Source organism: Azospirillum sp. 11R-A (assembly GCF_049472615.1).
GTDB lineage: Bacteria > Pseudomonadota > Alphaproteobacteria > Azospirillales > Azospirillaceae > Azospirillum > Azospirillum palustre.
Map to the genome: position 1 here is coordinate 74,615 of NZ_JBCEBL010000021.1, position 23,402 is coordinate 98,016.

General features: G+C 67.3%; 22 protein-coding genes. 12 read left to right on the top strand and 10 right to left on the bottom strand.

What is annotated here, in order from left to right; genetic code table 11:
• The 4 genes from VH569_RS24425 to VH569_RS24440 all read left to right on the top strand — a co-directional run bounded on the left by VH569_RS24425 (nt 1) and on the right by VH569_RS24440 (nt 1,996).
• Nucleotides 1-471, top strand: a complete 471-nt coding sequence (locus VH569_RS24425) for a glycine-rich domain-containing protein (protein WP_423318650.1) — start codon at nt 1-3, stop codon at nt 469-471.
• Between the two features lie 98 nt (nt 472-569).
• A complete protein-coding gene (locus VH569_RS24430; protein ID WP_423318652.1) occupies nt 570-1,094 on the top strand; it encodes a hypothetical protein in 525 nt (174 codons plus the stop codon).
• Nucleotides 1,095-1,099: 5 nt separating this feature from the next.
• Nucleotides 1,100-1,423, top strand: a complete 324-nt coding sequence (locus tag VH569_RS24435; protein WP_423318654.1) for a LuxR C-terminal-related transcriptional regulator — start codon at nt 1,100-1,102, stop codon at nt 1,421-1,423.
• Nucleotides 1,424-1,534: 111 nt separating this feature from the next.
• Nucleotides 1,535-1,996, top strand: a complete 462-nt coding sequence (locus tag VH569_RS24440; protein WP_423318656.1) for a response regulator transcription factor — start codon at nt 1,535-1,537, stop codon at nt 1,994-1,996.
• A 515-nt stretch (nt 1,997-2,511) separates the two neighbouring features.
• On the opposite strand, the gene VH569_RS24445 is transcribed toward VH569_RS24440, so the two are convergent.
• Complete coding sequence (locus VH569_RS24445; protein WP_423318658.1) at nt 2,512-2,835, bottom strand: PsiF family protein; 324 nt, start codon at nt 2,833-2,835, stop codon at nt 2,512-2,514.
• Nucleotides 2,836-2,999: 164 nt separating this feature from the next.
• Here VH569_RS24445 and VH569_RS24450 point away from each other — a divergent pair, with 164 nt between their 5' ends.
• Nucleotides 3,000-3,155, top strand: coding sequence for a hypothetical protein (locus VH569_RS24450; RefSeq protein WP_423318660.1), 156 nt, complete (start codon nt 3,000-3,002; stop codon nt 3,153-3,155).
• Between the two features lie 49 nt (nt 3,156-3,204).
• On the opposite strand, the gene uxuA is transcribed toward VH569_RS24450, so the two are convergent.
• The 3 genes from uxuA to VH569_RS24465 form a co-directional block, all read right to left on the bottom strand.
• Nucleotides 3,205-4,395, bottom strand: a complete 1,191-nt coding sequence (uxuA, locus tag VH569_RS24455) for a mannonate dehydratase (RefSeq protein ID WP_423318662.1) — start codon at nt 4,393-4,395, stop codon at nt 3,205-3,207.
• Nucleotides 4,396-4,445: 50 nt separating this feature from the next.
• Nucleotides 4,446-5,969, bottom strand: coding sequence for a mannitol dehydrogenase family protein (locus tag VH569_RS24460; protein WP_423318664.1), 1,524 nt, complete (start codon nt 5,967-5,969; stop codon nt 4,446-4,448).
• 175 nt (nt 5,970-6,144) lie between these two features.
• The gene (locus VH569_RS24465) at nt 6,145-7,518 is read right to left on the bottom strand and encodes an MFS transporter (protein WP_423318666.1); all 1,374 of its coding nucleotides are present in this window, start codon (nt 7,516-7,518) and stop codon (nt 6,145-6,147) included.
• A 505-nt stretch (nt 7,519-8,023) separates the two neighbouring features.
• Here VH569_RS24465 and VH569_RS24470 point away from each other — a divergent pair.
• Both VH569_RS24470 and VH569_RS24475 read left to right on the top strand, forming a co-directional pair.
• Nucleotides 8,024-9,133, top strand: a complete 1,110-nt coding sequence (locus VH569_RS24470) for a diguanylate cyclase (RefSeq protein ID WP_423318668.1) — start codon at nt 8,024-8,026, stop codon at nt 9,131-9,133.
• Nucleotides 9,134-9,308: 175 nt separating this feature from the next.
• Nucleotides 9,309-11,018: an ELWxxDGT repeat protein gene (locus VH569_RS24475; RefSeq protein WP_423318669.1), complete on the top strand. Its 1,710-nt coding sequence runs from the start codon at nt 9,309-9,311 to the stop codon at nt 11,016-11,018.
• A gap of 21 nt (nt 11,019-11,039) precedes the next feature.
• Here the strand turns inward: VH569_RS24475 and VH569_RS24480 are convergent, their stop codons facing one another.
• The 6 genes from VH569_RS24480 to fliG all read right to left on the bottom strand — a co-directional run bounded on the left by VH569_RS24480 (nt 11,040) and on the right by fliG (nt 17,011).
• Nucleotides 11,040-12,098: a biotin-dependent carboxyltransferase family protein gene (locus tag VH569_RS24480; protein WP_423318671.1), complete on the bottom strand. Its 1,059-nt coding sequence runs from the start codon at nt 12,096-12,098 to the stop codon at nt 11,040-11,042.
• Nucleotides 12,098-12,817, bottom strand: coding sequence for a 5-oxoprolinase subunit PxpB (gene pxpB / locus VH569_RS24485; protein ID WP_423318672.1), 720 nt, complete (start codon nt 12,815-12,817; stop codon nt 12,098-12,100). The genes VH569_RS24480 and pxpB overlap by 1 nt, the downstream gene beginning before the upstream one ends.
• 10 nt (nt 12,818-12,827) lie before the next feature.
• Complete coding sequence (locus VH569_RS24490) at nt 12,828-14,129, bottom strand: TRAP transporter large permease (RefSeq protein ID WP_376960263.1); 1,302 nt, start codon at nt 14,127-14,129, stop codon at nt 12,828-12,830.
• Between the two features lie 3 nt (nt 14,130-14,132).
• Complete coding sequence (locus VH569_RS24495; protein ID WP_423318674.1) at nt 14,133-14,642, bottom strand: TRAP transporter small permease; 510 nt, start codon at nt 14,640-14,642, stop codon at nt 14,133-14,135.
• A gap of 102 nt (nt 14,643-14,744) precedes the next feature.
• Nucleotides 14,745-15,779, bottom strand: coding sequence for a TRAP transporter substrate-binding protein (locus tag VH569_RS24500; protein ID WP_423318676.1), 1,035 nt, complete (start codon nt 15,777-15,779; stop codon nt 14,745-14,747).
• Nucleotides 15,780-15,988: 209 nt separating this feature from the next.
• On the bottom strand, nt 15,989-17,011 hold the full coding sequence (gene fliG, locus VH569_RS24505) for a flagellar motor switch protein FliG (RefSeq protein ID WP_098737244.1): 1,023 nt from the start codon (nt 17,009-17,011) through the stop codon (nt 15,989-15,991).
• A 169-nt stretch (nt 17,012-17,180) separates the two neighbouring features.
• Here fliG and VH569_RS24510 point away from each other — a divergent pair, with 169 nt between their 5' ends.
• The 5 genes from VH569_RS24510 to VH569_RS24530 all read left to right on the top strand — a co-directional run bounded on the left by VH569_RS24510 (nt 17,181) and on the right by VH569_RS24530 (nt 23,305).
• A complete protein-coding gene (locus VH569_RS24510) occupies nt 17,181-17,879 on the top strand; it encodes an MORN repeat-containing protein (protein WP_423318678.1) in 699 nt (232 codons plus the stop codon).
• A gap of 120 nt (nt 17,880-17,999) precedes the next feature.
• Nucleotides 18,000-18,893: a MurR/RpiR family transcriptional regulator gene (locus tag VH569_RS24515; RefSeq protein ID WP_098737248.1), complete on the top strand. Its 894-nt coding sequence runs from the start codon at nt 18,000-18,002 to the stop codon at nt 18,891-18,893.
• A 55-nt stretch (nt 18,894-18,948) separates the two neighbouring features.
• Entirely contained in the window at nt 18,949-19,794 is an 846-nt protein-coding gene (locus VH569_RS24520) for a D-amino acid aminotransferase (RefSeq protein ID WP_423318681.1), read from the top strand.
• Nucleotides 19,791-21,704 (top strand): dipeptide ABC transporter ATP-binding protein, encoded by a 1,914-nt coding sequence (locus VH569_RS24525; protein ID WP_423318682.1) that lies wholly within the window; start codon nt 19,791-19,793, stop codon nt 21,702-21,704. The genes VH569_RS24520 and VH569_RS24525 overlap by 4 nt, the downstream gene beginning before the upstream one ends.
• A gap of 68 nt (nt 21,705-21,772) precedes the next feature.
• Nucleotides 21,773-23,305, top strand: coding sequence for a glutathione ABC transporter substrate-binding protein (locus VH569_RS24530; RefSeq protein ID WP_423318684.1), 1,533 nt, complete (start codon nt 21,773-21,775; stop codon nt 23,303-23,305).
• Nucleotides 23,306-23,402: the final 97 nt, after the last annotated feature.

Consider the following 23,402-nt stretch of genomic DNA (forward strand, 5'->3'; position numbering starts at 1 on the left):
ATGGCGAACCTTGAATATGTGAAGAACTACGATTTCTCACACGTGATTGCTCACATGATGCGTGATGGTCTTTCGAAGGATGAGGCGGCGCAGTCGGCCGATCATCTCCGGGCCTTCATGGTTCTGAATGCCATGCAGCTCGATTCGCCCACCTGCCTGGTGGCCTGGGAAGGCATGGAGCCGGCGTGGCACGCCTTCATCCTCGATACCCGCGCCTATGCATCGTTCTGTCAGCGCGCTTTCGGGCGCATGCTTCACCATTGGCCGGATGCCTATGGCACCGACGAGTTCCGTGCCGGCTGGTCGAAGACTGTCGAACTGGCCGCCAAGCATTTCGGAATCTTCCTGGATCGTGACCCGGAAGCCCGTGAAACCAGCCGCGGCAAGCAGTGGAACATGGCTGCCCTTTGCAGCCGCCCTGTAGAAGAAGGCGAAGACCCCGAGTTTCCCATTGTCCGGCAGGTAGCCTGATCGCACCAGAAAGGCGCCCGCCTGGTGACACAAGCGGGCGCCCTTAGGCAGGTCGGTTACCCGATCCAGACGATCACCCGTAGCCGTAGGAAGCAACGATGATCAACCATGAGCATACTGCCGTACTGGGCAGGTGCAAGGGCGAGCGCACGCCCGATGCACATTTGCTGTTTATCGATCATTTGTCCGTGGACCAACTTCGCCGGCGGGCAGCGCATGATCGTGCCGATGCACTGGAAATGGTCGGTCACGCATCGGCCGATACCGTCTCCATGTTGTTGGATGATGCCGAACGATGTGAGGCGCGGGCAACGATGCTGGAGCAACGATGTGGCGACACCATCGGTGCTGGCCCGGGGGAACTTACCGTCGAAACGGCCATCAGCCGCTTGACGCAGGCGGCGCGTGGTCGCGTGGTCGGCTATCGGCCCGGCCACCCGGCTTCGCGAATCACTGCCATCCAGGCGGACATTCGGCGCCATGCAGACCATCGCACAGCCTTTGCATTCGTGGCCCACTGCGCCGATTCGACCCGGTGCCACCTTCAGTCCGTCCCCCAACCGACCCTGGAGGCCGCCTATGTTGCCGCCGTCCAGTCTTTAGCGTCCTTGGCTGACAGGTGATGGCGATGTCCTTCATGGAACCTGCGACGCCGCGGGCCATCCAGTTTGGCGCGACGCTGACGGATGGAGGCGGCGCTTATCATTCCCGAGGGCGCGAAATCATGGCGTGCTTGGGCAAACTGACGACCCGAGAGGTTGACGTGCTGGTGCTTCTGGTTGCCGGCAAGGGCTCCAAGACCATCGCCTGCGATCTCGGCATCAGCTTCAAGACGGTGGAGTGCCATCGAGCCCGCGTCATGGAGAAGCTGGGATGCGCCGGTCTCTTCGAGCTTGGCCGCGCTTGGGAAGCTGCGGTGCTGAGCAATCGACGGAAGACGGCGACGCGATAGCGTCCGATTGCGAAACCGCAGACTGGAACATGCCCGGCTGGCGCAAATAGCCGTCCGCCGTCGGTTTTGGTGGCCTGCGTCGGCGCGACACCACAGAGCCTGGAAAACTCCATGACAATTGACCGCAGGAAATCTCTTTTCGCGCCTCTGCATGAAGACACATCGTTTTCAGACTTCCCGCTACCCGGCGAGCAGTCACCTGCGTTGACCTATGCCTTGAGTATGATGGATGCATATGTTTCGGAGCGGTTCGGCGCGATGGCCTCCGAGACCGCCGTGCCATCCTCCCGTGTCACGCAACTGCTGCAAACGGCTGCCGTTGGCGTTGAGGGCAGACGGCGGGACGCGATCAAGCGGCTCTCACAACTCACATCCCGAGAAGCTGATGTCCTGGGCGGGCTGGTCGACGGAAAAAATAGCAAGTCGATAGCTTTCGACATGAATATCAGTCCGAAGACTGTAGAGATTCATAGATCTCGGATCATGAAGAAACTTGAGTGCGGCAGCCTATTTGAACTCGGTCGTATCTGGGAAGCCGCACTCTCTGCCGGCGATATCCCTACGGCTGTTTGATCTTTTGAGCAAATGATGCTCCAGCCGGTTGGCGACGATCCGCATTCCTCCACCAGCGTAGCCTGCCGGCAGCGCCCCCATGTTGGCTGGAATGCTGGTGCGCCTCGGGCGATCTCGTCCAGCGAGGTCAGCGATGCCCTGTGCGCGGCCGGGCTCGCGGCCAGAGTCACGCTGGTGCTGCTCGACTGCCAGCTTCGGCGCGCGGGGCGGGGGACCGCCGCTGTGATCAGGCGGCACCTTCTTCGGCCGGTCGATGGCGCCTTTCCGTGAGATCGCGGATGTCGTCAAGGAGCGAGGCCGGAGGCGGCCGGCATCCGCAAGCCTGGGAGTGTTCCAGGTGCCATTCGACGCGCTGCTGTCGGGTCGCCTTCGCTGGCATGGGATGGGCTTCGTGCCAGGTTCTGTTCATGGATGCCCCTATTGACTGCAGAGCAATTATACCCGTCGATAGGGGCGGCTTCCATTGGCTCCGGTCTTTCCGCCCACGGCTCCGGGCGGCCGGCTTCGTCTCGCGGTCAACCCTTCAGGCAGCTTGCCATGAAGGCTTTCCGATCTTCCCCACTCTTCCCGGCCGCGTCAGCGTTGCACTTCTTCATCTTGTCCTGCTGAGCCGTCAGCGGCTTGGCCGGTTCGGCGGCTGCGGCCGGCTTGTTCGAGAGGCAACTGCTCATAAATGCCTTGCGCTCGTCGCCTTTCAGGCTTTTGGCGGTCGCATCGGCATTGCAGGCCTTCATTTTTTCCTGCTGCTTCTCCTGCTGCGGCGTGGCCGCAGTCGACGCACCGGAACCGGCAGCCAGCGTCACGGCCATGGCAGCAGCTGCAATCACGTACCTCAGCATCTCAAGATCCTCCCGGGCACGCCGCCTCGCACGAGGCATGTCGCGACCGGTGGAGGATCGCACGGGCGGAATCGAAGGGCCAACGGGCGCATCCGGGCAGTGCAGGGCGGCTGGATGCGCCCGTTGGCCGAGCCGCCCTATACCGAATTGCGTGGGCTTCGCCGATGTCCATCGCGCTCTGGGCGCGGAACGGCTGCCACCGGGTGGATGGCACGCTCAAACCCCACCAGTCGGCAAACCCCGCCAATCGGCAAACGGTGCATGCCATCGAGGCGCTGGCCTGCGGCATGATCCTGACGGTGATCGAAGGATTAGGCTGACTGGAGGCGGGACCTCTCTCCCCGCACTGGAAAGAGGTCCCGCTTCCGATCATGCCACCCGCTTGTCGCGGAAGGCTTCGATGGTGCGCATCACGCCGCGCAGTTCGGCCAAGCCCTTCAGGCGCCCGACGAAGGAATAGCCGGGGTTCATCGTCTGGCCGATGTCGTCGCCCAGCAGATGGCCGTGGTCGGGGCGCATCGGGATTTGGGCGTCGGCGCGGCCTGCCTGCCGGCGGCGGGCCTCCTCGTCGATGATCGCCGCGGCGACGCCGATCAGGTCGGTGTCGCCGCCGAGATGGTCGGCCTCATAGAAGGAGCCGTCCGGCTCGTGCGTGGTGTTGCGCAGATGGACGAAGTGGATGCGCGGGGCGAACTCCTTCGCCATCGCCACCAGATCGTTCTTCGGGTTGGAGCCGAAGGATCCCGTGCACAGGGTCAGCCCGCAGGCCTCCTGCGGCACGGCGGCGAACAGCGCCCGCACATCCTCCGCGGTGGACATCACGCGCGGCAGGCCGAAGATGGGGAAGGACGGGTCGTCGGGATGGATGCACAGCCGCACCCCCTCTTCCTCGGCGACCGGGGTGATCTCGCGCAGGAACTCGATCAGGTTGGCGCGCAGATCCTCGACGCCGATCTCCTGGTACAGCTCCAGCATGCCGCGGAAGCTGTCGCGGTCATAGGCGAAGTCGCGGGCCGGCAGCCAGTCGATCAGGTTGCGCTCCAGCTCCGCCACCTGTTCCACCGTCATCGCCTCGAACCGTGCCTTGGCGGCGGTGACATGGGCGGGGTCGTAGCTGGCCTCCGCATTGCGGCGCTTCAGCACGAACAGATCGTAGGCGGCGAAATCGACGCTGTCGTAGCGCAGGGCATAGCCGCCGTTCGGCAGCCGGTGCATCAGGTTGGTCCGGCTCCAGTCGGTGATGACCATGAAATTGTAGCAGATCACCGGGACGCCGGCCCGCGCCACATTGCGGATCGACTGCTTGTAATTGTCGATCTTGGTCTGGAAGTCGCCGGTCCGGGTCTTGATCTCCTCGCCGACGCCGATGCTTTCCACCACGTCCCAGGTCAGGCCGGCGGCCTCGATCATGGCGCGGCGCTTCTGGATTTCCTCGGGCGTCCAGACGCTGCCCTGGTTCATGTGATGCAGCGCGGTGACGATGCCGGTGGCACCGGCCTGACGGGCCTTCTCCAGGGTGACGGGATCGTCCGGGCCGAACCAGCGCCAGGTTTCCTGCATGATGATGTCCTTTCGAAGAGGGGTGCGGGTGGGCGGAAGCCGCCCTTTGGTCAGGGGGTCGCGAGGAAGCCGGTCAGCGTCTTGGCGACGCCGACGCGCATCAGGCTGTCGAGATGACGGACGACCGCGCTGCGGAAGACGTCCTCGGCGACCAGTTCGGGGTCGAAGATGTCCTCCACGGCGAACAGCGCCGCCGCCAGCGCGCCGGCATCGTCGCCATGGGCGCCGGCAATGCCGGTCAGCTGTGCGGCCATCGGATCGGCGACCGCATAGGCGGTGCCAGCCTCGTCCTTTTGCAGCAGGAAGCGCATCCAGGCGGCGACGGCCAGCGGGATCGCCCTCGGTGCCTTGCCGGCGGCGAACAGCTCGCGTGCCGGTTCCAGCAGGCGCGGCGGCAGCTTCTGCGATCCGTCGGAGGAAATCTGAAGGGTGCGGTGGCGGATGCCGGGGTTGCGGAAGCGTGCCTCCAGCGCCGCGGTGTAGGCGGGGATGTCGGTGCCCGGCACCGGGGGCAGGGTGGGGATCAGGTCCTCCGCCCACAGGCGCCGCACGACGGCCGGCAGCTGCGGGTCGGCCATCGCCCCGGCGATGGTCTCGATGCCGGCGATCACCGACAGGTAGGCCAGCAGCGAATGGGCGCCATTGAGGCAGCGCAGCTTCATCAGTTCGAACGGGTGGACGTCGTCGACCATGATGGCGCCGGCCTTTTCCCAGGCCGGGCGGCCGAGCGGGAAGCGGTCCTCGATCACCCATTGCTTGAAGGGCTCGCTCACCACCGGCCAGGCATCGACGCAGCCGGTCGCCTCCTCCACCGTGGCGCGGTCGGCGTCCTGGGTGGCGGGGGTGATGCGGTCGACCATGGTGCAGGGGAAGCCGACCTGCTCCGCGATGTAGGCGGCGAGGTCCGCATCGCACAGTTCGGCGTAGCGGACGACGATGCCGCGCACCTTGATGCCGTTCTGGGCGAGGTTGTCGCAGACCAGCACGGTGAAGGGGGCCACCCCGGCGGCGCGGCGGCGGCGGATCGCCTCCGCCAGCAGGCCCGGCACGCTGCGCGGCTTGGCGGGATCGGCAAGGTCGGCACGGATCTGCGGATGCGTCTCGTCGAGCGCGCCGGTGGCGGCGTCCTGGCAATAGCCCTTCTCGGTCACCGTCAGGGTGACGATGCGGATCTCCGGCTTCGCCATCAGCGCCAGAACCTCGTCCAGCTGGTCGGCGGTGGCCATGGCGTCGAGGAAGGATCCCATGACGCGCAGCCGGTCGCGGTTCTCCTCGCGCACCAGCAGGGTATAGAGGCAGTCCTGCGGTTTCAGCGCGTCGCGGATCGCCGGCGACAGCGGATCGACGCCGACGATGCCCCAGCTCTTGTCACCGGCCGCCAGGACATCGTCGGTGTAGGTGGCGAGATGGGCGCGGCAGAAGGCGCCGAGGCCGATATGGACGATGCCCGGCGTCACCGCGGCGCGGTCGTAGGCGGGGCGCTCGACGCCCGGGGCCAGGCGGTCGAGGGTGGCGGTGGAAAGGCGGGTTTGTGAAGGACGGGCCGCCAGCAGGGCGGTGTTCGCGTCGGGCATGATGGGCTCCGGGTCGCGGCGGTCGCTGCGGTCTCCCTGTCCGCTGCCGCCCCGGAGGGGTGTGTGCGGCAGTGCGGGTGGGCCGGTGCACCGTCATTCTGGTGAAGTGGTGGTGGTCGATTGCGGACTCCGGGGCGGGGCGCCCCGGAGTGTCGGGACGGGGTGGGCGTGGAGATCAGACCTCGATCCCGGCCGGGGTCATGCCCGACCCGGTCTTCGGCAGGATGAAGTGCATGATCGCCAGACCGACGAGGTAGAGGACCGAGGCGATGCCGAACAGCACCTGATAGTTGCCGCCGGTCGCATCCAGCAGGCGGCCGACGCCCATCGAGACGAACATGCCGACGAAGTAGGCGCAGAAGCCGCCGATGCCGACCACCGAACCCACCGCGTTGCGCGGCATGGTGTCGGAGACGATGGTGTAGACGTTGGCCGAATAGCCCTGGTGGGCGGAGGCGGCGATGCCGATCAGCAGGACGGCGACCCACATGCTGGACACGGTGGAGGCGAAGAACACCGGCAGGACGCACAGGCCGCAGACCAGGAAGGTCAGCTTGCGGGCCCGCAGGGGCTTCACGCCGCGCTTGATCAGGTGCGAGGAGAACCAGCCGCCGCCGACGCTGCCGAAATCGGCCATGGTGTAGATGATGATCAGCGGCAGCATCGCCCCGAACAGGTTCACGCCATACTGCTTGTTCAGGAAGCCCGGAACCCAGTTCAGGTAGAACCACCACACCGGAGCCGAGAAGCAGGTGCCGACGATGTTCGCCCAGGTGCCGCGGTAGCTCAGCAGCTTGATCCAGGGAATGTTCTCCTGCGGCAGCACCGGGTCGCTGCGGATATAGGCCAGCTCCTCGGCCGTCAGCTTCGGATGGTCTTCCGGCTTGCGGTAGATCAGCAGCCAGGCGATGACCCAGAAGAAGCCGATGCCGCCGGTGACCAGGAAGGCGGCCTGCCAGCCATAGGCGACCAGCAGGATCGGCACCAGGATCGGCGCGACGACGGCGCCGACGTTGGATCCCGCGTTGAAGATGCCGGTGGCGAGCGCCCGTTCCTTGGCCGGGAACCACTCCGACACCGCCTTGATCGAGGCCGGGAAGTTGCCGCCCTCGGTCAGGCCGAGGCCGGCGCGGGCCATCTTGAAGCCGAAGACGCTGCCCATCAGGGCGTGGACGCAGGCGAAGAAGCTCCAGCCGGCGACCGCCGCCGGCAGGCCGATGCGGATGCCGATCTTGTCCATCAGCCGGCCGCAGCCGATGTAGCCGAAGGCGTAGGCCAGCGAGAAGGCGGCGACAATGTCGCCGAAGTCGGACTCGGTCCAGCCCATGTCGCCCATCAGCGTGGACTTCAGCAGGCCCAGGACCTGACGGTCCATGTAGTTGATGGTGGTCGAGAAGAAGAGCAGGCCGCAGATGGTCCAGCGGTAGCGGCCGATGGCCTTGCTCACCGTGACCGCCGCTTTGCCTGCCGCTTGGCCGATGCCGCCGGCCCGGTGGGCCGGTTCCGCCGACTGGCCGGGTCCGGCGTCGGCAATGATCTGTTCGCTCATGATAGGCGTCTCCAGCCAGGACGCACGCCGCCGCCCGGTGTTCGCACACCGGCCCCCCATCAAGGCATCGAGCCTTCATCGCTTGGGCGCGCCGGATGGCTTCGCGCGGGAGCCGGTCATTCGGCAGCCCCACAGCGTCGTCCGGCGGCGGTCGCACGTTTCAGAACTGTTTCCTGGATCAGTCAGGCCATCGTCGGGAGCGGTGCCGCTTGGGAACCGTTCATGGCGTCGCATACTACCATTCCAGTTGCTGGTATGGTAGTTGCGCCGGCCCTCGTTGGTCAACCTCACCATCTGCGGCATATCGTCAGGCGAGGGCCGGCCGACTCCGATCCTACCTTGGTATGTTCGATTGGGCTGGACGGCATTTGGGACAAACCCCAATGTACTGTCTCAGGAGCTTCGTAAGAGGATGATCGGCGGAATTTCAATAGCCGCATAGACCACAACCGCAGACTACAGGGAAGGGCCGCAGGTGGAGGAACCCAGCGCCACGGGAACGATTGTGACCGCACTTGCCGGTGGCATCGGGCTGCTGGCGCTGATGACCCTGATCTACGGTACAGTCTTATACCGCCTGGGAGACCGGCCCAGGCTGCGCCAGTTTTGCCTGGGCCTGATGTTCGGTGCCGGCGGTGTGGCGGCGATGCTGCAATCCGTCCCGATCCTTCCAGGTATCTATCTGGACGTAAAGACGGTGCCGGTGGCGCTGGCCGCCCCCTTCGGCGGTCCCCTTGCCGCCGTGCTGGCGGTAGCGCTGGTTTCTGCCGCCCGCTTGGCGCTCGGCGGCGCCGGCATGGTGTCGGGTGTGATCGGCATTCTCGCGGTCGGCAGCGTAGGGCTTCTGGTGCGCTGGCTGGTCCCTGTGACGGGCTGGCGGACCGCAAGGCCGCTGTTCATTCTGGCTCCTGTCGCCGCACTCCACCCGTTCTGCATCTTCCTGCTGCCCTGGGAGGTGGCGCTGCCGGCCTTCGTCAACGGCGCTCTTCCCATCGCGCTGTTCACGGCGGGCGGCATCCTGATGCTGGGCACGATGCTGGGACGCGAACACCGCCGGGTCGATACGGAAAAGATGCTGCGGGATGCGTCTCTGAGCGACCCGCTGACCGGTCTGGCGAACCGCCGGGCCTTTTTCGCCGCCATCGACCGCACCGTGGCCGGCGCGCTGCGTCACGACACGCCGGTGTCGCTGCTGATGCTGGACATCGACCATTTCAAGGCGGTGAACGACAGCCGCGGGCACGATGCCGGCGATGCGGTTCTGGTGGCGCTCAGCCGTCTGCTCCAGCGCAGCGTGCGGCAGAGCGATCTCGTTGCGCGCTTCGGTGGCGAGGAATTCGCCATCCTGCTTCCCAACGCGCCCATCGACGGGGCGTCCCTGCTTGCCGAACGCCTGCGCTGCGCTGTCCGCGATCTCGCCATTGCGCAGGACGGCGCGGTCCTGCATGTGACGGCCAGCATCGGCGTATCGACCCTCTCCGCCGGCACCGACCGCGCCGATGCCATGATCAAGGCGGCCGACATGGCGCTCTACCGGGCCAAGCAGGGCGGCCGGGACCGGGTCTGCCGCCAGCACGAGGCCATCGTCAAGGAACCGGTGCCGGCTGCGGAGTGAGGCAGCTGCGCGTTCGCTCGGATAGTTCGCGGATGTTCCGGACCGGACCGGGGTAGCGGCGCGGCGCGATGGATCACTGGCTGCCTGCACGTGCCGGGAAACACACCAGCGATAAGGTAGAATTATCTCTCCCTGCCGATGCCGGGCGCGTCGGCACCCAAGGGAGGGAGCGATCATGGGATGGGATCAAGCGCAGGCGCACGGCGCGTCCGGCCGACGGATCACGGGCAGTGCGCATCGAGACCTTCTGTTCGGCGGGAACGGCAACAACACCATCGCCGGCCATCGTGGCAACGACTATATGGAAGGCGGCGCCGGCAGCGACCGCTTTGTCCTCGATCCCGGAGATGGCTGGGATTGCATCGGCGACTTCCAGGGCGGTGCGGGCGGCGATCTGCTGGATCTGCGCGGCTGGGGCGGGATCGGCAGCCTGGAGGATGTGCTGGCCCATTCCCATCAGGACGGCGACGGGCTGGTCCTCGATTTCGGACCGCGCGACGGGGTCAAGCTGATGGGGCTGTCACGGGACGATCTGACGGCCGACAATCTGCGGCTGAAGGCCAGCCGTTTGAAGGCGGACGCCGTGTTCGCGGCCTCCGACAGCGGTCATGGCGGCGAACTCTGGGGAACGGACGGGCGCCGGGCCTTCCGTCTGCGGGACATCGCCCCGGGGACGGCCTCATCGGATCCCCAGGGCTTGGTCGAGGCGGACGGGCATGCCTATTTCAGCGCCGACGACGGCGTGCATGGCCGCGAGCTGTGGATGACGGACGGTACGCCGGGCGGCACCCGCATGGTGGCCGACATCCATCCGGGCGTCGCGGGCTCCGGGCCGACGGCGTTGACCGTCGTGGACGGCAAGCTGTACTTCCAGGCCCACGACGGACAGCATGCGACGGAGCTGTGGGTCAGCGACGGCACCGCCGCCGGGACCCATATGGTGAAGGACATCGCCGACAAGCCGGCCGGTTCCTATCCCTACGATCTGACGGCGGTCGGGGACGAGCTGTTCTTCTCCGCCACCGACAGCGAGCATGGGCGGGCCCTGTGGCGTTCCGATGGAACGGCGGCCGGAACGGTGCTGGTGAAGGATTTCTTTCCGGGAGGGTTCGATCCGCCGGTGCCGCTGCCCATCTTCCCCGGTCATCTGACGGCGGGCGGGGAAGAGGGACAGCGGCGCCGGCTGTTCCTGACGGGCTGGGACGGCACCGGTTCCTACAGCCAGCTGTGGGTGACCGACGGGACCCTGGCGGGGACAGTCAAGCTGCTGGAGGGGCTTGGCGAGGATCCGAAGAGCGGGCACACCCTGTCTCTCGCCATGGCGGGAGATACGCTGTTCTTCAATCGGGGCGATGACCTGTGGAAGAGCGACGGCACGCCGGCGGGCACGGTCCTGGTCAAGGATTTCCCGTCCCTGGGCTTTTCCCGTTCCAAGCAGTTCTTCGCCTTCGACGATCAGGTCGCCTTCGTTGCCGGGAGCGAGCAGAACGGCTACGAACTCTGGACGTCGGACGGGACGGAACTGGGAACGCGGATGGTCAAGGACATCGCGCCCGGCCGCGCCGATGCCAACATCGCGAACATCACCGTCGTGGACGACACGCTGTTCTTCACCGCCGATGACGGCGTGCATGGCGACAGCCTGTGGCGAAGCGACGGCACCGCGGCGGGCACGCGGATGGTCATGGACAAGGCCCACCACACGGGTTGGACGCAGCCCACCAGCCTGGATGCGGCGGGCGGCAGCCTGTATTTCAGTGCGACCGATTCCACCCAGGCAGCGGCCCTGTTCCGCCTGGATATGGACAGGGGGGTGGTGACGGAACTCGCCGGTGCGCAGCCCTTCAGCCTGCCCAACGGCGGTTTGCAGGTCGTCGGGGTCTGACCTCTCCGGCGGCCTCCGGCGTCACAGCAGAGGCAGGTCGCTGCCGCCATTGACGATGTCGACGGTGCCGGAGATCAGGTTTTTCCCATAAAGCGCCTCCAGATCGATGCCGCCGGCCGGGCGCACTTGGCGAATGGCGCGGATCCAGCCGGCGATGGTCTGCTCCTGGCGACGGCGGATCGCCTCGGCGTCCTCGACCGCCACGGGCTGGAAGGACAGGCTGTCGCCGGGACGCAGGCGGCCGGCGCGGGCCAAGTCGGCGGAGATCACCGTGGCGATCTTGGCATAGCCGCCGGCCGTCTGGTGGTCATTCAGCAGCAGGATCGGCTGCCCGTTGCCCGGCACCTGGATGGAGCCGGTGACCAGCCCGTCCGACGGAATGTCGGCGGAGCCGCGATGCTCCAGCGCCGGCCCCTCCAGCCGCAGCCCCATGCGGTCGGCCTGTTTGCCGACGCGGTAGGGGGCGGACAGGAAGGTCTCCAGCGCCGCCGCGGTGAAACGGTCCTCCTGCGGCCCCAAGACCACGCGCAACGGTCCGGCGCCGTAATCGGGCGGCTGCGGCAGTTCGACGTCCGGGCCGTCGGGTGCGCTGTCCAAAGCCAGCGGCAGCCGGTCCCCCTCGGCCAGCGGCCGTCCGCCCAGCGGGCCGATGCCGGCACGCACATAGGTGGATAGGCTGCCCATCACCGGCGCCAGCGCGAAGCCGCCGGCCACCGCCAGGCAGGCGACCGACGCCCCGTCCACCGCCCCCAGCCGCAGCACGTCGCCCGCAAGCAGGGTATGGCTGCGGTGGGGCTCCAGCGGCTGCGGAGCGGCGCCATCGCGCTCCAGCGTCAGGGCCAGCGGACCGACCGCGGCGATGCGGACCGACGGCGCATCCACCCGCAGGGAAGGGCCAAGCAGGGCGATCTCCAGCCCGGCGGCCCCTTGCGGATTGCCGACCAGCGCATTGGCCAGCCGCAGCGCCACCGGGTCGAGCGCACCGGCCACCGGCATGCCGAGTTCCTGGAAGCCGAAACGTCCCAAATCCTGGACCGTCGCGAACAGGCCCTGCCGGACCACCGTCAGGGAGGCGGCCATCACGCCGCCCTCAGGCTGGCGGGGTCGAAGCGTCCGGCGGATGCCGCCTCGGCGATCCCGTCGAACGCCGCGCGGTCCACCGCCTCGAAGCGCACCCGGTCGCCGGCCGCCAGCAGCACCGGATCGGGCCGGCCGCCGTCATAGAGCGGCACCGGGCAGCGGCCGATCAGGTGCCAGCCGCCGGGGCTCTCCCACGGATAGACGGTGGTCAGCCGCCCGGCGACGGCGACGGAGCCGGCCGGGACCCGCACCCGCGGTTCGGTCCGGCGCGGCCGGTCCAGCTCCGCCGGCAGGTCGCCCATATAGCCGAAGCCCGGCATGAAGCCGAGCATGTAGACGAAATACTCCACCGACCCATGCAGCGTTGCCACCCGCTCCGCGGTCAGGCCGAGCTGGTCCGCCATCTCGGCCAGATCGGGGCTGAGCTCGGGGTCGTAGCAGACCGGCAGCCGCCACAGCCGCCCCTCCGCGGGTGTGGCGCCGCTGCCGGCCAGCGCCGCCTCGACCGCCGCCTGCATCTCCCGCCGCCCGGTGGAGACGGGATCGTAGACCACCAGCAGCGAACGGAAGGTCGGCACCGTTTCCACCAGCCCCGGCGGCGGGGCCGCCTTCAGCCGGGCGTGCAAATCCATGACGCGGGCGTTGGTCGCCCGGTCGATGGTCTCGCCGAACTCGACATTGAAGGCGGTGTCGCCGGCACTGGTGAAGCGGACTTGCACGTTTCCCTCGTTAACCAATCATCATCGACGGCAGCCACGACACCATGCCGGGGAAGACCCACAGCAGCGCCACCATCACCACCATCAGCAGGAAGAAGGGCAGGCTGGCCTTGCCGATGGTGAAGATGTCCTTGCCGGTCATCGATTGCAGGACGAACAGGTTGAAGCCGACCGGCGGGGTGATCTGCGCCATCTCCACCACGATGATGATGTAGATGCCGAACCACAGCAGATCGATGCCCGCCCGCTGCACCATCGGCAGGATGACCGAGGTGGTCAGCACGACCATCGAGATGCCGTCGAGGAAGCAGCCCATCACCACGAAGAAGGCGGTCAGCGCCACCAGCAGGGCCGCCGGCGACAGCTGCATGGTGGTGATCCATTCCGCCAGCAGGCGCGGGATGCCGGTATAGCCCATCGCCACCGTCAGGAAGGCGGCACCCGCCAGGATGAAGCCGATCATGCAGGAGGTGTGGGCGGCGCCGAACAGGCTGTCGCGGAAGGTTGTCCAGTTCAGCGTGCCGGTCACCAGCGCCAGCACCAGCGAGCCCAGAACGCCGATGCCGGCGGCCTCCGTCGGGGTGGCGATGCCGACATAGATCGAGCCCAGCACCGCTGCGATCAGCAGCATCACCGGGATCAGCGCGCCGGTATCGCGGATCTTCTCCCCGAAGCTCTGCGACGGTTCGGGCGGCGGCACCCGGTCGGGGTTGAGCAGCGACCAGCCGCCGACATACAGCATGAACAGGCCGGTCAGCACGATGCCGGGAATGACGCCGGCGATGAACAGCCGGGCGATCGACACGTCGGCCGCCACGCCATAGACGATCATGATGATCGACGGCGGGATCAGCAGACCCAGCGTGCCGGCGCCGGCCAGCGAGCCCAGCGTCATCATCGGGTCGTAGCCGCGGCGGTTCAGCTCCGGAATGGTCATGCGGCCGATGGTGGCGGCGGTGGCGGCGGACGAGCCGGACACCGCGGCGAAGATCGAGCAGCCGATGATGTTCACATGCATCAGCCGGCCGGGCAGCCAGCCGGTCCAGGGCGCCAGCCCCTTGAACATGTCGGACGAGATGCGGGTGCGGAACAGGATCTCGCCCATCCAGATGAACAGCGGCAATGCCGTCAGCGTCCAGGAGGTGCTGGCCCCCCAGATGTTGGTCGCCATCACCATGCCCACCGGCCTTGCGGTGAACAGCGCCATGGCGACGAAGCCGACGCCGGCCAGCGCCAGCGCCACCCACACGCCGGCCCCCAGCATCAGGAACATCGTCACCACGACGACAATGGATGCGGTCGTCTGATCCATCGCTCAGCCCTCGCTCTGCATGCCGGCATGCTGGTAGGAGGCTTCCCGCCCCTGCAGCACGGCCAGCAGATCGTCGATCAAGGCGATGACCAGCACCACCAGACCCACCGCCATCAGCGCCTGCGGCATCCACAGCGGGACCGGCAGCACGCCCTGGCTGAGATCGCCGAAATCGTAGGAATCGTAGGTCATGCGCACCCAGTACCAGGCGAAATAGCTGCTGAGCGCGGTGGCGAAGCCCAGGCACAGCAGCTCCATCACGCGGCGGGCGGCGCCGTTCAGCCGCTCCACCAGCACGCCGACGCGGATGTGCGCGCCGCGGCGCAGCGCCGGCCCCAGCATCAGGAAGAAGGACGCCGCCATGCAGTAGCCGGCAAGCTCATCGGCTCCCGGCACCATCACGTTGAGCAGCCGGGAGGCCACCTGCGTCACGATCAGGACGGCGATGGCGGCAAGAAGGACCGCGCCCAGGATTTCGGCGGCGCGGTAAAGGATGGACAGTGCGGTGCGCATGGCGCAACCACCTCCTGCGGTCGGGACGGAGCGAAGGGGCGTGGAGGGGGCCCGGCCGGCCGCCTTTTCAGGGGCGGTGCCGGCCGGACGCATCCGGACCGGTTACTTGCCGAAGGCGGAAATGATCGCCTCGCCGTCGGCGCCGGCCGCCTTGGTCCATTCGGCGGTCATGGTCTTGCCAATGGCGGACAGGCCTTCCTTCAGCTTGTCGGACGGCGGCAGCACCTTCATGCCGTTGTCGGCCATGGTCTTGTTCAGATCGGCCGTCTTTTTCTCCCACTCGGCCCAGCCGGTGGCCTCGGCCTTCGCCGCGGCGTCCTGGATCGCCTTCTGGGTGCCGGCGTCCAGTCCCTTCCAGACCTCGGTGTTGACGAACACCATGTTGCGCGGCAGCCAGGCCTGCACGTCGTAATAAACCTTCACGAAGTCCCAGGCCTTGGTGTCGACGCCGGTGGCGGCCGAGGTGATCATCGCAGTGACGATGCCGGTGCCGAAGGCCTGCGCCACTTCGGCCGCCTCGATCTTCACCGGAATGGCGCCGCTCAGTTCGGCGATGCGGGTGGTGGCCGGATTGTAGGCGCGGAACTTCTGGCTCTTCAGCCCTTCGACCGACTGGATCTCGTCCTTCACATACAGGCCCTGCGGCGGCCACGGAATCGAGTAGAGCAACTTCAGGCGCTGGCGCTCCAGCTTCTTCTCCAGATAGGGCTTGGAGACCTCGTACAGCTTATGCGCCGACTTGAAATCGGTGGCGAGGAAGGGCACCGAATCGAGGCCGTAGAGCGGATCCTCGTTCGCCCAGGAGCTGATCAGCACCTCGCCCAGCTGGGCCTGGCCGGACTGGACCGCGCGCTTGATCTCCGGATGGCGGATCAGCGAGCCGTTGGAATGGACGGTGATCTGGATCTTGCCGGCGGTGGCCGCCTTCACGTCGTCGGCGAACTGCTTCACCACGATGGTGTGCAGGTTGGTGTCCGGATACGGCGTCGGCATGTCCCAGGTTTCGGCCGCGGCCGCCAGCGGCCCGGCGGCGACGCCCAGACCCAGCAGGCCGGCGACGACCGGACCGGCCATCCGGGCAGTGGCCGAACCGGCCATCCGGCCGATGAAACGGGAATGCAGCGTGTGAGCGGTCATGATGTTCGCAAAGCCCCCTGTTGTTGCCCGATGCGGCATCCGCCGGCCTTCTGGCCGGTCGGAGGAGAGCGGCAGCCGCTCCCCTGATCCCGCCCTTGATCGGACTCCAAAGGTTCACCGTTCCGAACCGTCCGTCAAACCCCCTGTGAGGGTCGACGGGAAAAAAGTCAGCGCCGTCCGCCGCTTATCGGTTGCACTGCACCCGCCGGTCAGTAGATCAGCTCGTTCTCGCCGCTGCCCTCGGCCAGGACCAGCTCGCCGCGGGCGGCCAGATCCTTCGCCAGCTGCACCATGTACATCTGCGCCTCGTCCACGTCGCGGACGCGGACCGGACCCATCGCCGCCATGTCTTCGCGCAGGATCTTGGCGGCGCGCTCGGACATGTTGGAGAAGAACAGATCCTTCAGCGACTCCGACGCGCCCTTCAGCGCGGTGCCCAGCTTCTGCTTGTCGACCGTGCGCAGCATCGTCTGGACGCCCGAGGGGTCGAGCTTCGACAGATCCTCGAAGGTGAACATCAGCGACTTGATGCGCTCGGCGCTGTCGCGGTTGCGCTCCTCCAGCGCCGCCATGAAGCGGTGCTCGGTGGTGCGGTCCAGCCCGTTGAAGATTTCCGCCAGCATCTCGTGGCTGTCGCGCCGGCTGGTGCGGGCGAGGTTGGTCATGAACTCGGTGCGCAGCGTGCGCTCGACGTCGTCCAGAACCTCCTTCTGCACCGCCTCCATGCGCAGCATGCGCATGATGACTTCCATCGCGAAGCTTTCCGGCAGCTGCGCCAGGACGCGGCCGGCATGGTCGGAGCGGATCTTGGACAGGACGACGGCGACGGTCTGCGGATATTCGTTCTTCAGATAGTTGGACAGCACCGACTCGTTCACGTTGGTCAGCTTGTCCCACATGGTGCGGCCGGCCGGACCACGGATGTCCTCCATGATCTGGTCGACCTTGTCCTTCGGCAGGGTCTTCAGCAGCAGCCGCTCGGTCGAATCGAAGGAGCCGACGACGGTGCCGCTCGACGACATCTGCTCGGCGAACTCGACGAACAGGCGCTCGATCAGGTTGGCCGACACGGTGCCCAGGTTGGCCATCACCTGGGACAGCTCCTTGATCTCCTCGTCGTCCATCAGGGAGAACAGCTTGGACGAATGCTCCTCGCCCAGCGCCAGCATCATGATGGCGGCCTTTTCCGGGCCGGTGAGGGTCCGGTAGTCCTCACGAACCTTCTGAGCCATTGCTACCCTTCACGATGCGCTGATCCATTGATGCGCGATCATTGCGGCAAACATCGTTAACAAACGATAAGGAAGACGCCGGGGCATACGAAAACAGGCATTTTGGAACAGAATCCGGGCAGGAACGGTTGGAGGTTGCATCCCCGTCCCCGCGCGAAAGGTGGCCTTCATGTCCGCTCGTGCCGCTCTTCTGCTGCCCTGTCTGCTCACATTCCTGCCGGCGTCCGCCCTGGCGGAACGGGCGGTGACCGTCGAGGGCTCCGACTGCCGGGTGTGGGACCAGTATCCCGACCGGCGCAAGACCGTCCGCTGGTCCGGTGCCTGCCCGGACGGCTGGGCCAGCGGGCCCGGCGTGCTCAGCTGGTTCCATGACGGCCGCTACGACGGGCAGGTGGAAGGCATGCTGGTCGACGGGCGGATGGAAGGGCAGGGGCGCGTCACTTGGCGCGACGGCCGCCGCCTCGACGGGAATTTCCGCAACGGGCTGGTCTCGGGGCAGGCGACCCATGTCTGGGCCGATGGCCGCATGTATGAAGGGGAGTGGAAGGACGACCGCCGGACCGGCTTCGGCACGCTCACCTTCCCCAGCGGCAACAAATATGTCGGCCGCTTCCAGCGCAACCGCCCGACCGGAGAGGGCGAGTTCGTCACCGCCGACGGTCGCCGCTATCGCCCGCGGATCGACGCCAGCGGCACCGTCGGCGCCGGTGCCCCGCTGGACCGCCCGCCGCAATCGGCCTCGATCCCGGCGGCGGCGGCGGACGCCGACCCCGGTCCGCCAACGCCGCCGGCCCGCGCCGGTCGCCCGCAGAAGCTGGAAGACTGGCTGAACCAGTCCGACCGACTGCTTCGCGACCGTTCGCGCTGACGGCTTGCCCCCGTACAGACGCCATACGGCCATATGTGAAAATGGATTTACAGAAATATGCCATTCCTGTAACTCTGTACTCATAAGGGCCGTGCTGACGCTGTTGAGGGGGATCGGGGGATGGAGCCGCCCATTCAGACGGGATCGCTGCTGATCCGTATGCAGAACTGCCAGCAGCAGCTTCCGGCCGCCCTCGCCAAGGTGGGGGAGTGGGCGCTGGCCTATCCCTTCCGCACCGCGACCCTGAAGATCGGCGAACTGGCGGCGGCGGCCGAAGTGTCGGTGGCGTCGGTCAACCGCTATGCCCGCTTCCTCGGCTATGACGGCTTTCCGGAATTCCGCGAGGATCTGCTGCGCGCCTTCGAATCGACCTTCGCGCCGGTGGAGAAGCTGCGCGTCGCCGTCCAGCGCGACACCTCGAACGCCGAGATCATGCGGGAATCGCTGGCCAGCGACGCCGGCAACATCGCCCGCACCATGGATCTGCTCCAGCCCGAGCAGTGCGAGGCCGCCATCCGGCTGATCCGCGAGGCCGGCCGCGTCGTGGCGCTCGGCCTCGGCGACAGCGCCTATCTCGCCCTGTTCCTGGCCGACGTGCTGGAGCCCTATGTCGACACCGTGCGCGAAGCCATCGAGTTCGCCGGCACAGAGCGCACCATCCGCCGGCTGATGACGGTCAGGCCCGGCGATCTGGTGATCGCCATCACCTCGCCGCGCTATTCGCGCCGGACCATCGAGCATCTGCAGCTGTGCCGGGAGCGTGGGGCCAAGGCCATCGCGCTGACCGATGCGCCGGACAGTCCCATCGTGCCGCTGGCCGACGTCACCCTGCTGGCCGGGGCCGACCATGGCGTGCGCCACAGCTCGCCCACCGGTCTGATGGCGCTGATCGTGGCGCTGGGCACCGCGCTGTCGCGCTCCGGCCCGGACAGCGTCGGACAGGCCGCCGACGTTGCCGAACGCATCCTGCCCTACCTCCACGTCGTGCCGAAATCGAACCGCCCGACGGAGTGATCCGGGCCGATCAACCGGGGCCTCCCCCTCCACGCGCCGAAGAAGTTGGAAAGCGATGACGATCTCCTATTGGAACGGGCGTTACCTGCCGCTGGACGAGGTCCATGTGTCGCCGCTGGACCGCGGTTTCCTGTTCGCCGACGGCCTCTATGAGGTGACAGCGGCTTACAATGGCCGCCTGTTCGAGCCGGAGGCCCACATCGCCCGCCTGCAACGCGGCATGTCGGAGCTGCGCATCGACTGCGCGCTGTCGGCCGGCGACTGGCTGGGCATCATGGAGCGGCTGGCTGCGGAGTCCGGCATCTCCGGCGACCTGACGGTCTATCTCCAGGTCACCCGCGGTGCCGCATCCAGCCGCGGCCACGCCTTCCCGGCCGGCGTCACCCCGTCGGTGTTCGGCATGGCCAGCCCGCTGAAGCGCCCGCCCGCGGCGTGGCGCGACCAGGGCGTCGCCGCCATCACCATCCCCGACATCCGCTGGGGCCGCTGCGACCTGAAGACGGTGGCGCTGCTGGGCAGCGTGCTGGCGCAGCAGGCGGCGACCGATGCCGGCGTGGTCGATGCGCTGCAACTGCGCGACGGTCTGGTGACCGAGGGCGCCGCCACCAACATCTTCGTGGTGAAGGACGGCGTGATCGCCACCCCGATCAACGACAACCGCATCCTCCAGGGCATCACCCGCATCGTCGTCCTGCGGCTGGCGGCCGAGGCTGGCCTGCGGCTTGAGGAGCGCGACATCCCGGCGGCCGAGCTCGACAGCGCCGACGAGATCTGGATCGCCAGCACCACCAAGGAAATCACCCCCGTCACCAGCCTGAACGGCAAGCCGGTCGGCAGCGGCGCGCCGGGCATGGTCTGGCGCCGCCTGTTCGCGCTGTTCGCCGAAAGGCTGTCCCGATGAGCGGTGCCGCTGCCGTGAAAGCGGTCGACACCGCGCCGGCCCTGCTGTCGGTTGAGGGGCTGAGCGTCGCCTTCGACGGCGACCATGGCCCCGTGCGCGTCGTCGACGATGTCAGCTTCACCGTGGCGCCCGGCGAGACGGTCGCCATCGTCGGCGAATCCGGCAGCGGCAAGTCGGTGACCTCGCTGTCGCTGATGCGGCTGGTCGATTATGCCGGCGGCCGCATCGTCGGCGGGCGCATCCGCTTCAAGGGGCGCGACGGGCGCGAGCGCGACCTCGCCACGCCGCCGGCCGAAGCGCTGACCGACATGCGCGGCAACGACATCGCCATGGTCTTCCAGGAGCCGATGACGTCGCTGAACCCGGTCTTCACCATCGGCGACCAGATCGCCGAGGCGGTGATGCTGCACCAGGGTCTCGACCGCAAGGCGGCGCGGGCGGAGGCGCTGCGCATGCTGGAGAAGGTGCGGATTCCCGAACCGGCCCGGCTGCTCGACCGCCATCCCCACCAGCTGTCGGGCGGCATGCGCCAGCGCGTGATGATCGCCATGGCGCTGTCCTGCAAGCCGTCGCTGCTGATCGCCGACGAGCCGACCACCGCGCTGGATGTGACCATCCAGGCGCAGATCCTGCGGCTGATCCGCCTGTTGCAGGACGAGATGGGGATGGGCGTCATCTTCATCACCCACGACATGGGCGTGGTGGCGGAGGTGGCCGACCGCGTCGTCGTGATGTGGCGCGGCCGCAAGGTGGAGGAGGGGCCGGTCGAGCGCATCTTCCAGGCGCCGCAGCACCCCTACACCAAGGCGCTGCTGTCCGCCGTGCCGAAGCTGGGCGCCTTGCGCGGCCAGGACCTGCCGGTGCGCTTCCCGCTGCTGGTGGTGGACGACGCGAAGGCCGAGGCTGCGCCTCCGGCTCCGCCGCCGGTGCAGGACACCGTGCGCGCGACCGATGCCCCGCTTCTGGAGGTGCGCGACCTCACCACCCGCTTCGACGTGCGCAAGGGCATCTTCGGCTCGCTCAAGGCCCGCGTCCATGCGGTGGAGAAGGTCAGCTTCGCCGTCCGTCCGGGCGAGACGCTGGCGCTGGTCGGCGAGTCCGGCTGCGGCAAGTCGACCACCGGCCGCACCATCATGGGGCTCCAGTCCGCCACCTCCGGAACCATCCGCTTCGACGGGCTCGACACCGCGACGCTCGATTCCAACGGTCAGGCGAAGCTGAAGGAGAAGATCCAGTACATCTTCCAGGATCCCTTCGCCTCGCTGAACCCGCGCATGACCGTCGGCTTCAGCGTCGCCGAGCCGATGCTGGTCCATGACTATGCGCCCGCATCCAGGCCGGGCCTGTCGCGCCGCCGCGCCATCGAGGAGCGGGTGGCGGAACTGCTGACCCAGGTCGGCCTCAAGCCGGAGCATGCGCGCCGCTATCCGCACGAATTCTCCGGCGGCCAGCGCCAGCGCATCTGCATCGCCCGCGCCATCGCCTGCGACCCCAAGCTGATCATCGCCGACGAGGCGGTGGCGGCGCTCGACGTGTCGATCCAGGCGCAGATCGTCAACCTGCTGATGGAACTCCAGGCCAAGCGCGGCCTGTCCTACCTGTTCATCAGCCACGACATGGCGGTGGTGGAGCGGGTCAGCCACCGCGTCGCGGTGATGTATCTCGGCCAGATCGTCGAACTCGGCCCCCGCCGCGCCGTGTTCGAGAATCCGCAGCATCCCTACACCCGCCGCCTGATGGCGGCGGTGCCGATCGCCGATCCCAGCCGCCGCACCCGCGATCTGCGGCTGCTGACCGGCGAGATCCCGAGCCCCATCCGCAGCATCGGCGACGAGCCGCCGGTGCAGCCGCTGGTGCCGGTCGGCGAGGACCATTTTGTCGCGCGCCACGCCGTGGGCGGCGACTTCTAAGTCCGTCGGCGGCGATTTCTGAGTTTGCCGACGGCGATTTCCGAACCAAAAAAGCAGGGAGCCTACACGTGAACCGCTTCGCCCTTCCGCTTCTCGCCGGCCTGCTCGCCGGCACCGCTCTCGCCGGCCCGGCCTTCGCCGCCAAGGATCTGGTGGTCGGCCTTCCCGACAACATCACCACGCTGGACCCGGCCGACATCAACGACACGCTGTCGCAGTCGGCCAGCCGCACCATGCTCCAGGGCCTGTTCGGCTTCGACAAGGACATGAAGCTGGTGCCGCTGCTGGCCGAGAGCTTCACCGTCAACGACACCGCCACCGAATACACCTACCGCCTGCGCAAGAACGTCGCCTTCCATGACGGCACGCCCTTCAACGCCCAGGCGGTGAAGACCAACTTCGACCGCCTCGCCAACCCGGCCAACCGGCTGAAGCGGCAGAGCCTGCTGGCGATGCTGGCCGAGACGGTGGTGGTCGACGACTACACGATCACCCTGAAGCTGTCGCAGCCCTTCGGCGCGCTGAACAACAACCTCGCCCACCCCGGCGCGATGATCCACAGCCCGAAGGCGCTGGAGACCTTCGGCAAGGAGATCGGCCGCCACCCGGTCGGCACCGGTCCCTACAAGTTCGTCAGCTGGGAAGCGGACACCCTCAAGGTCGAGAAGAACGACAAGTACTGGAAGCCGGGCCTGCCGAAGATCGACCACGTCACGCTGAAGAGCGTGCCGGAGAACGGCAGCCGCATCGCCATGCTCCAGACCAACGAGGCGCAGTTCATCTATCCGCTGCCGCCCGAGATGGTGAAGATGGTGGAGGCCAACAACCAGCTTGAGCTGATCGACGCCCCGTCGATCATCGCCCGCTATGTGGCGATGAACACCATGAAGAAGCCGTTCAACGACCCGCGCGTCCGTCAGGCGCTGAACTACGCCGTCGACAAGAACGCCTACGCGAAGGTGGTCTATCGCGGCTATGCCGGCCCGCTGGATTCGGCGATCCCGTCCAAGCTGGGCTTCCACGTCGCCCAGCCCAACCAGTACACCTACGACCTCGCCAAGGCGAAGGCGCTGCTGGCCGAAGCGGGCTATCCGAACGGCTTCGAGGCCGAGATGTTCGGCCGCAACAGCACCAACTTCATCCGCGGCATGCAGTTCGTCCAGCAGCAGCTGTCGCAGATCGGCGTCAAGCTGACCGTCACCCCGCTCGAATCCGGCGTCGAGACCGCCCGCGTCTGGGGCGTCGAGAAGCCGGAGGACGCCACGGTGCAGATGCAGTATGGCGGCTGGTCGGCCTCGACCGGCGATGCCGACTGGGGCCTGCGCCCGCTGCTGTGGGGCAAGGGCTTCCCGCCGAAGTTCTTCAACGTCGCCTACTACAAGAACGACACGGTCGACGCCGCCATCGAGACCGGCATCGGCACCGCCGATACCGCCAAGCGCGCCGAGGCCTACCGCGTCGCCCAGGAGCAGATCTGGAAGGACGCGCCCTGGATCTTCCTCGGCGTCGAGAACCTGCTGGCCGGCAAGTCGAAGAAGCTGACCGGCTTCTACTACGTCGCCGACGGCGGCCTGCAGATGGAAGAGGCCGATCTGCAGTGATGTGAAAAATCGCCCTCTCTCCCCGCTCTCGCGCAAACGAAGTTTGCGCTGACGCGACAGGCGGACCTTCGGTCCGCCGATAGCGGGGAGGGGGCAT

Excerpts from the sequence above, each read along its gene's own strand:
- VH569_RS24460 (WP_423318664.1), bottom strand. The coding sequence starts at position 5,969 with ATGCCCGACGCGAACACCGCCCTGCTGGCGGCCCGTCCTTCACAAACC.
- VH569_RS24510 (WP_423318678.1), top strand. The coding sequence starts at position 17,181 with ATGTCCGCTCGTGCCGCTCTTCTGCTGCCCTGTCTGCTCACATTCCTG.
- fliG (WP_098737244.1), bottom strand. The coding sequence starts at position 17,011 with ATGGCTCAGAAGGTTCGTGAGGACTACCGGACCCTCACCGGCCCGGAA.
- VH569_RS24525 (WP_423318682.1), top strand. The coding sequence starts at position 19,791 with ATGAGCGGTGCCGCTGCCGTGAAAGCGGTCGACACCGCGCCGGCCCTG.
- uxuA (WP_423318662.1), bottom strand. The coding sequence starts at position 4,395 with ATGCAGGAAACCTGGCGCTGGTTCGGCCCGGACGATCCCGTCACCCTG.
- VH569_RS24515 (WP_098737248.1), top strand. The coding sequence starts at position 18,000 with ATGGAGCCGCCCATTCAGACGGGATCGCTGCTGATCCGTATGCAGAAC.
- VH569_RS24475 (WP_423318669.1), top strand. The coding sequence starts at position 9,309 with ATGGGATGGGATCAAGCGCAGGCGCACGGCGCGTCCGGCCGACGGATC.
- VH569_RS24495 (WP_423318674.1), bottom strand. The coding sequence starts at position 14,642 with ATGCGCACCGCACTGTCCATCCTTTACCGCGCCGCCGAAATCCTGGGC.
- VH569_RS24425 (WP_423318650.1), top strand. The coding sequence starts at position 1 with ATGGCGAACCTTGAATATGTGAAGAACTACGATTTCTCACACGTGATT.
- VH569_RS24490 (WP_376960263.1), bottom strand. The coding sequence starts at position 14,129 with ATGGATCAGACGACCGCATCCATTGTCGTCGTGGTGACGATGTTCCTG.
- VH569_RS24500 (WP_423318676.1), bottom strand. The coding sequence starts at position 15,779 with ATGACCGCTCACACGCTGCATTCCCGTTTCATCGGCCGGATGGCCGGT.
- VH569_RS24480 (WP_423318671.1), bottom strand. The coding sequence starts at position 12,098 with ATGGCCGCCTCCCTGACGGTGGTCCGGCAGGGCCTGTTCGCGACGGTC.
- VH569_RS24465 (WP_423318666.1), bottom strand. The coding sequence starts at position 7,518 with ATGAGCGAACAGATCATTGCCGACGCCGGACCCGGCCAGTCGGCGGAA.
- VH569_RS24445 (WP_423318658.1), bottom strand. The coding sequence starts at position 2,835 with ATGCTGAGGTACGTGATTGCAGCTGCTGCCATGGCCGTGACGCTGGCT.
- VH569_RS24520 (WP_423318681.1), top strand. The coding sequence starts at position 18,949 with ATGACGATCTCCTATTGGAACGGGCGTTACCTGCCGCTGGACGAGGTC.
- VH569_RS24430 (WP_423318652.1), top strand. The coding sequence starts at position 570 with ATGATCAACCATGAGCATACTGCCGTACTGGGCAGGTGCAAGGGCGAG.
- VH569_RS24450 (WP_423318660.1), top strand. The coding sequence starts at position 3,000 with ATGTCCATCGCGCTCTGGGCGCGGAACGGCTGCCACCGGGTGGATGGC.
- VH569_RS24440 (WP_423318656.1), top strand. The coding sequence starts at position 1,535 with ATGACAATTGACCGCAGGAAATCTCTTTTCGCGCCTCTGCATGAAGAC.
- VH569_RS24435 (WP_423318654.1), top strand. The coding sequence starts at position 1,100 with ATGTCCTTCATGGAACCTGCGACGCCGCGGGCCATCCAGTTTGGCGCG.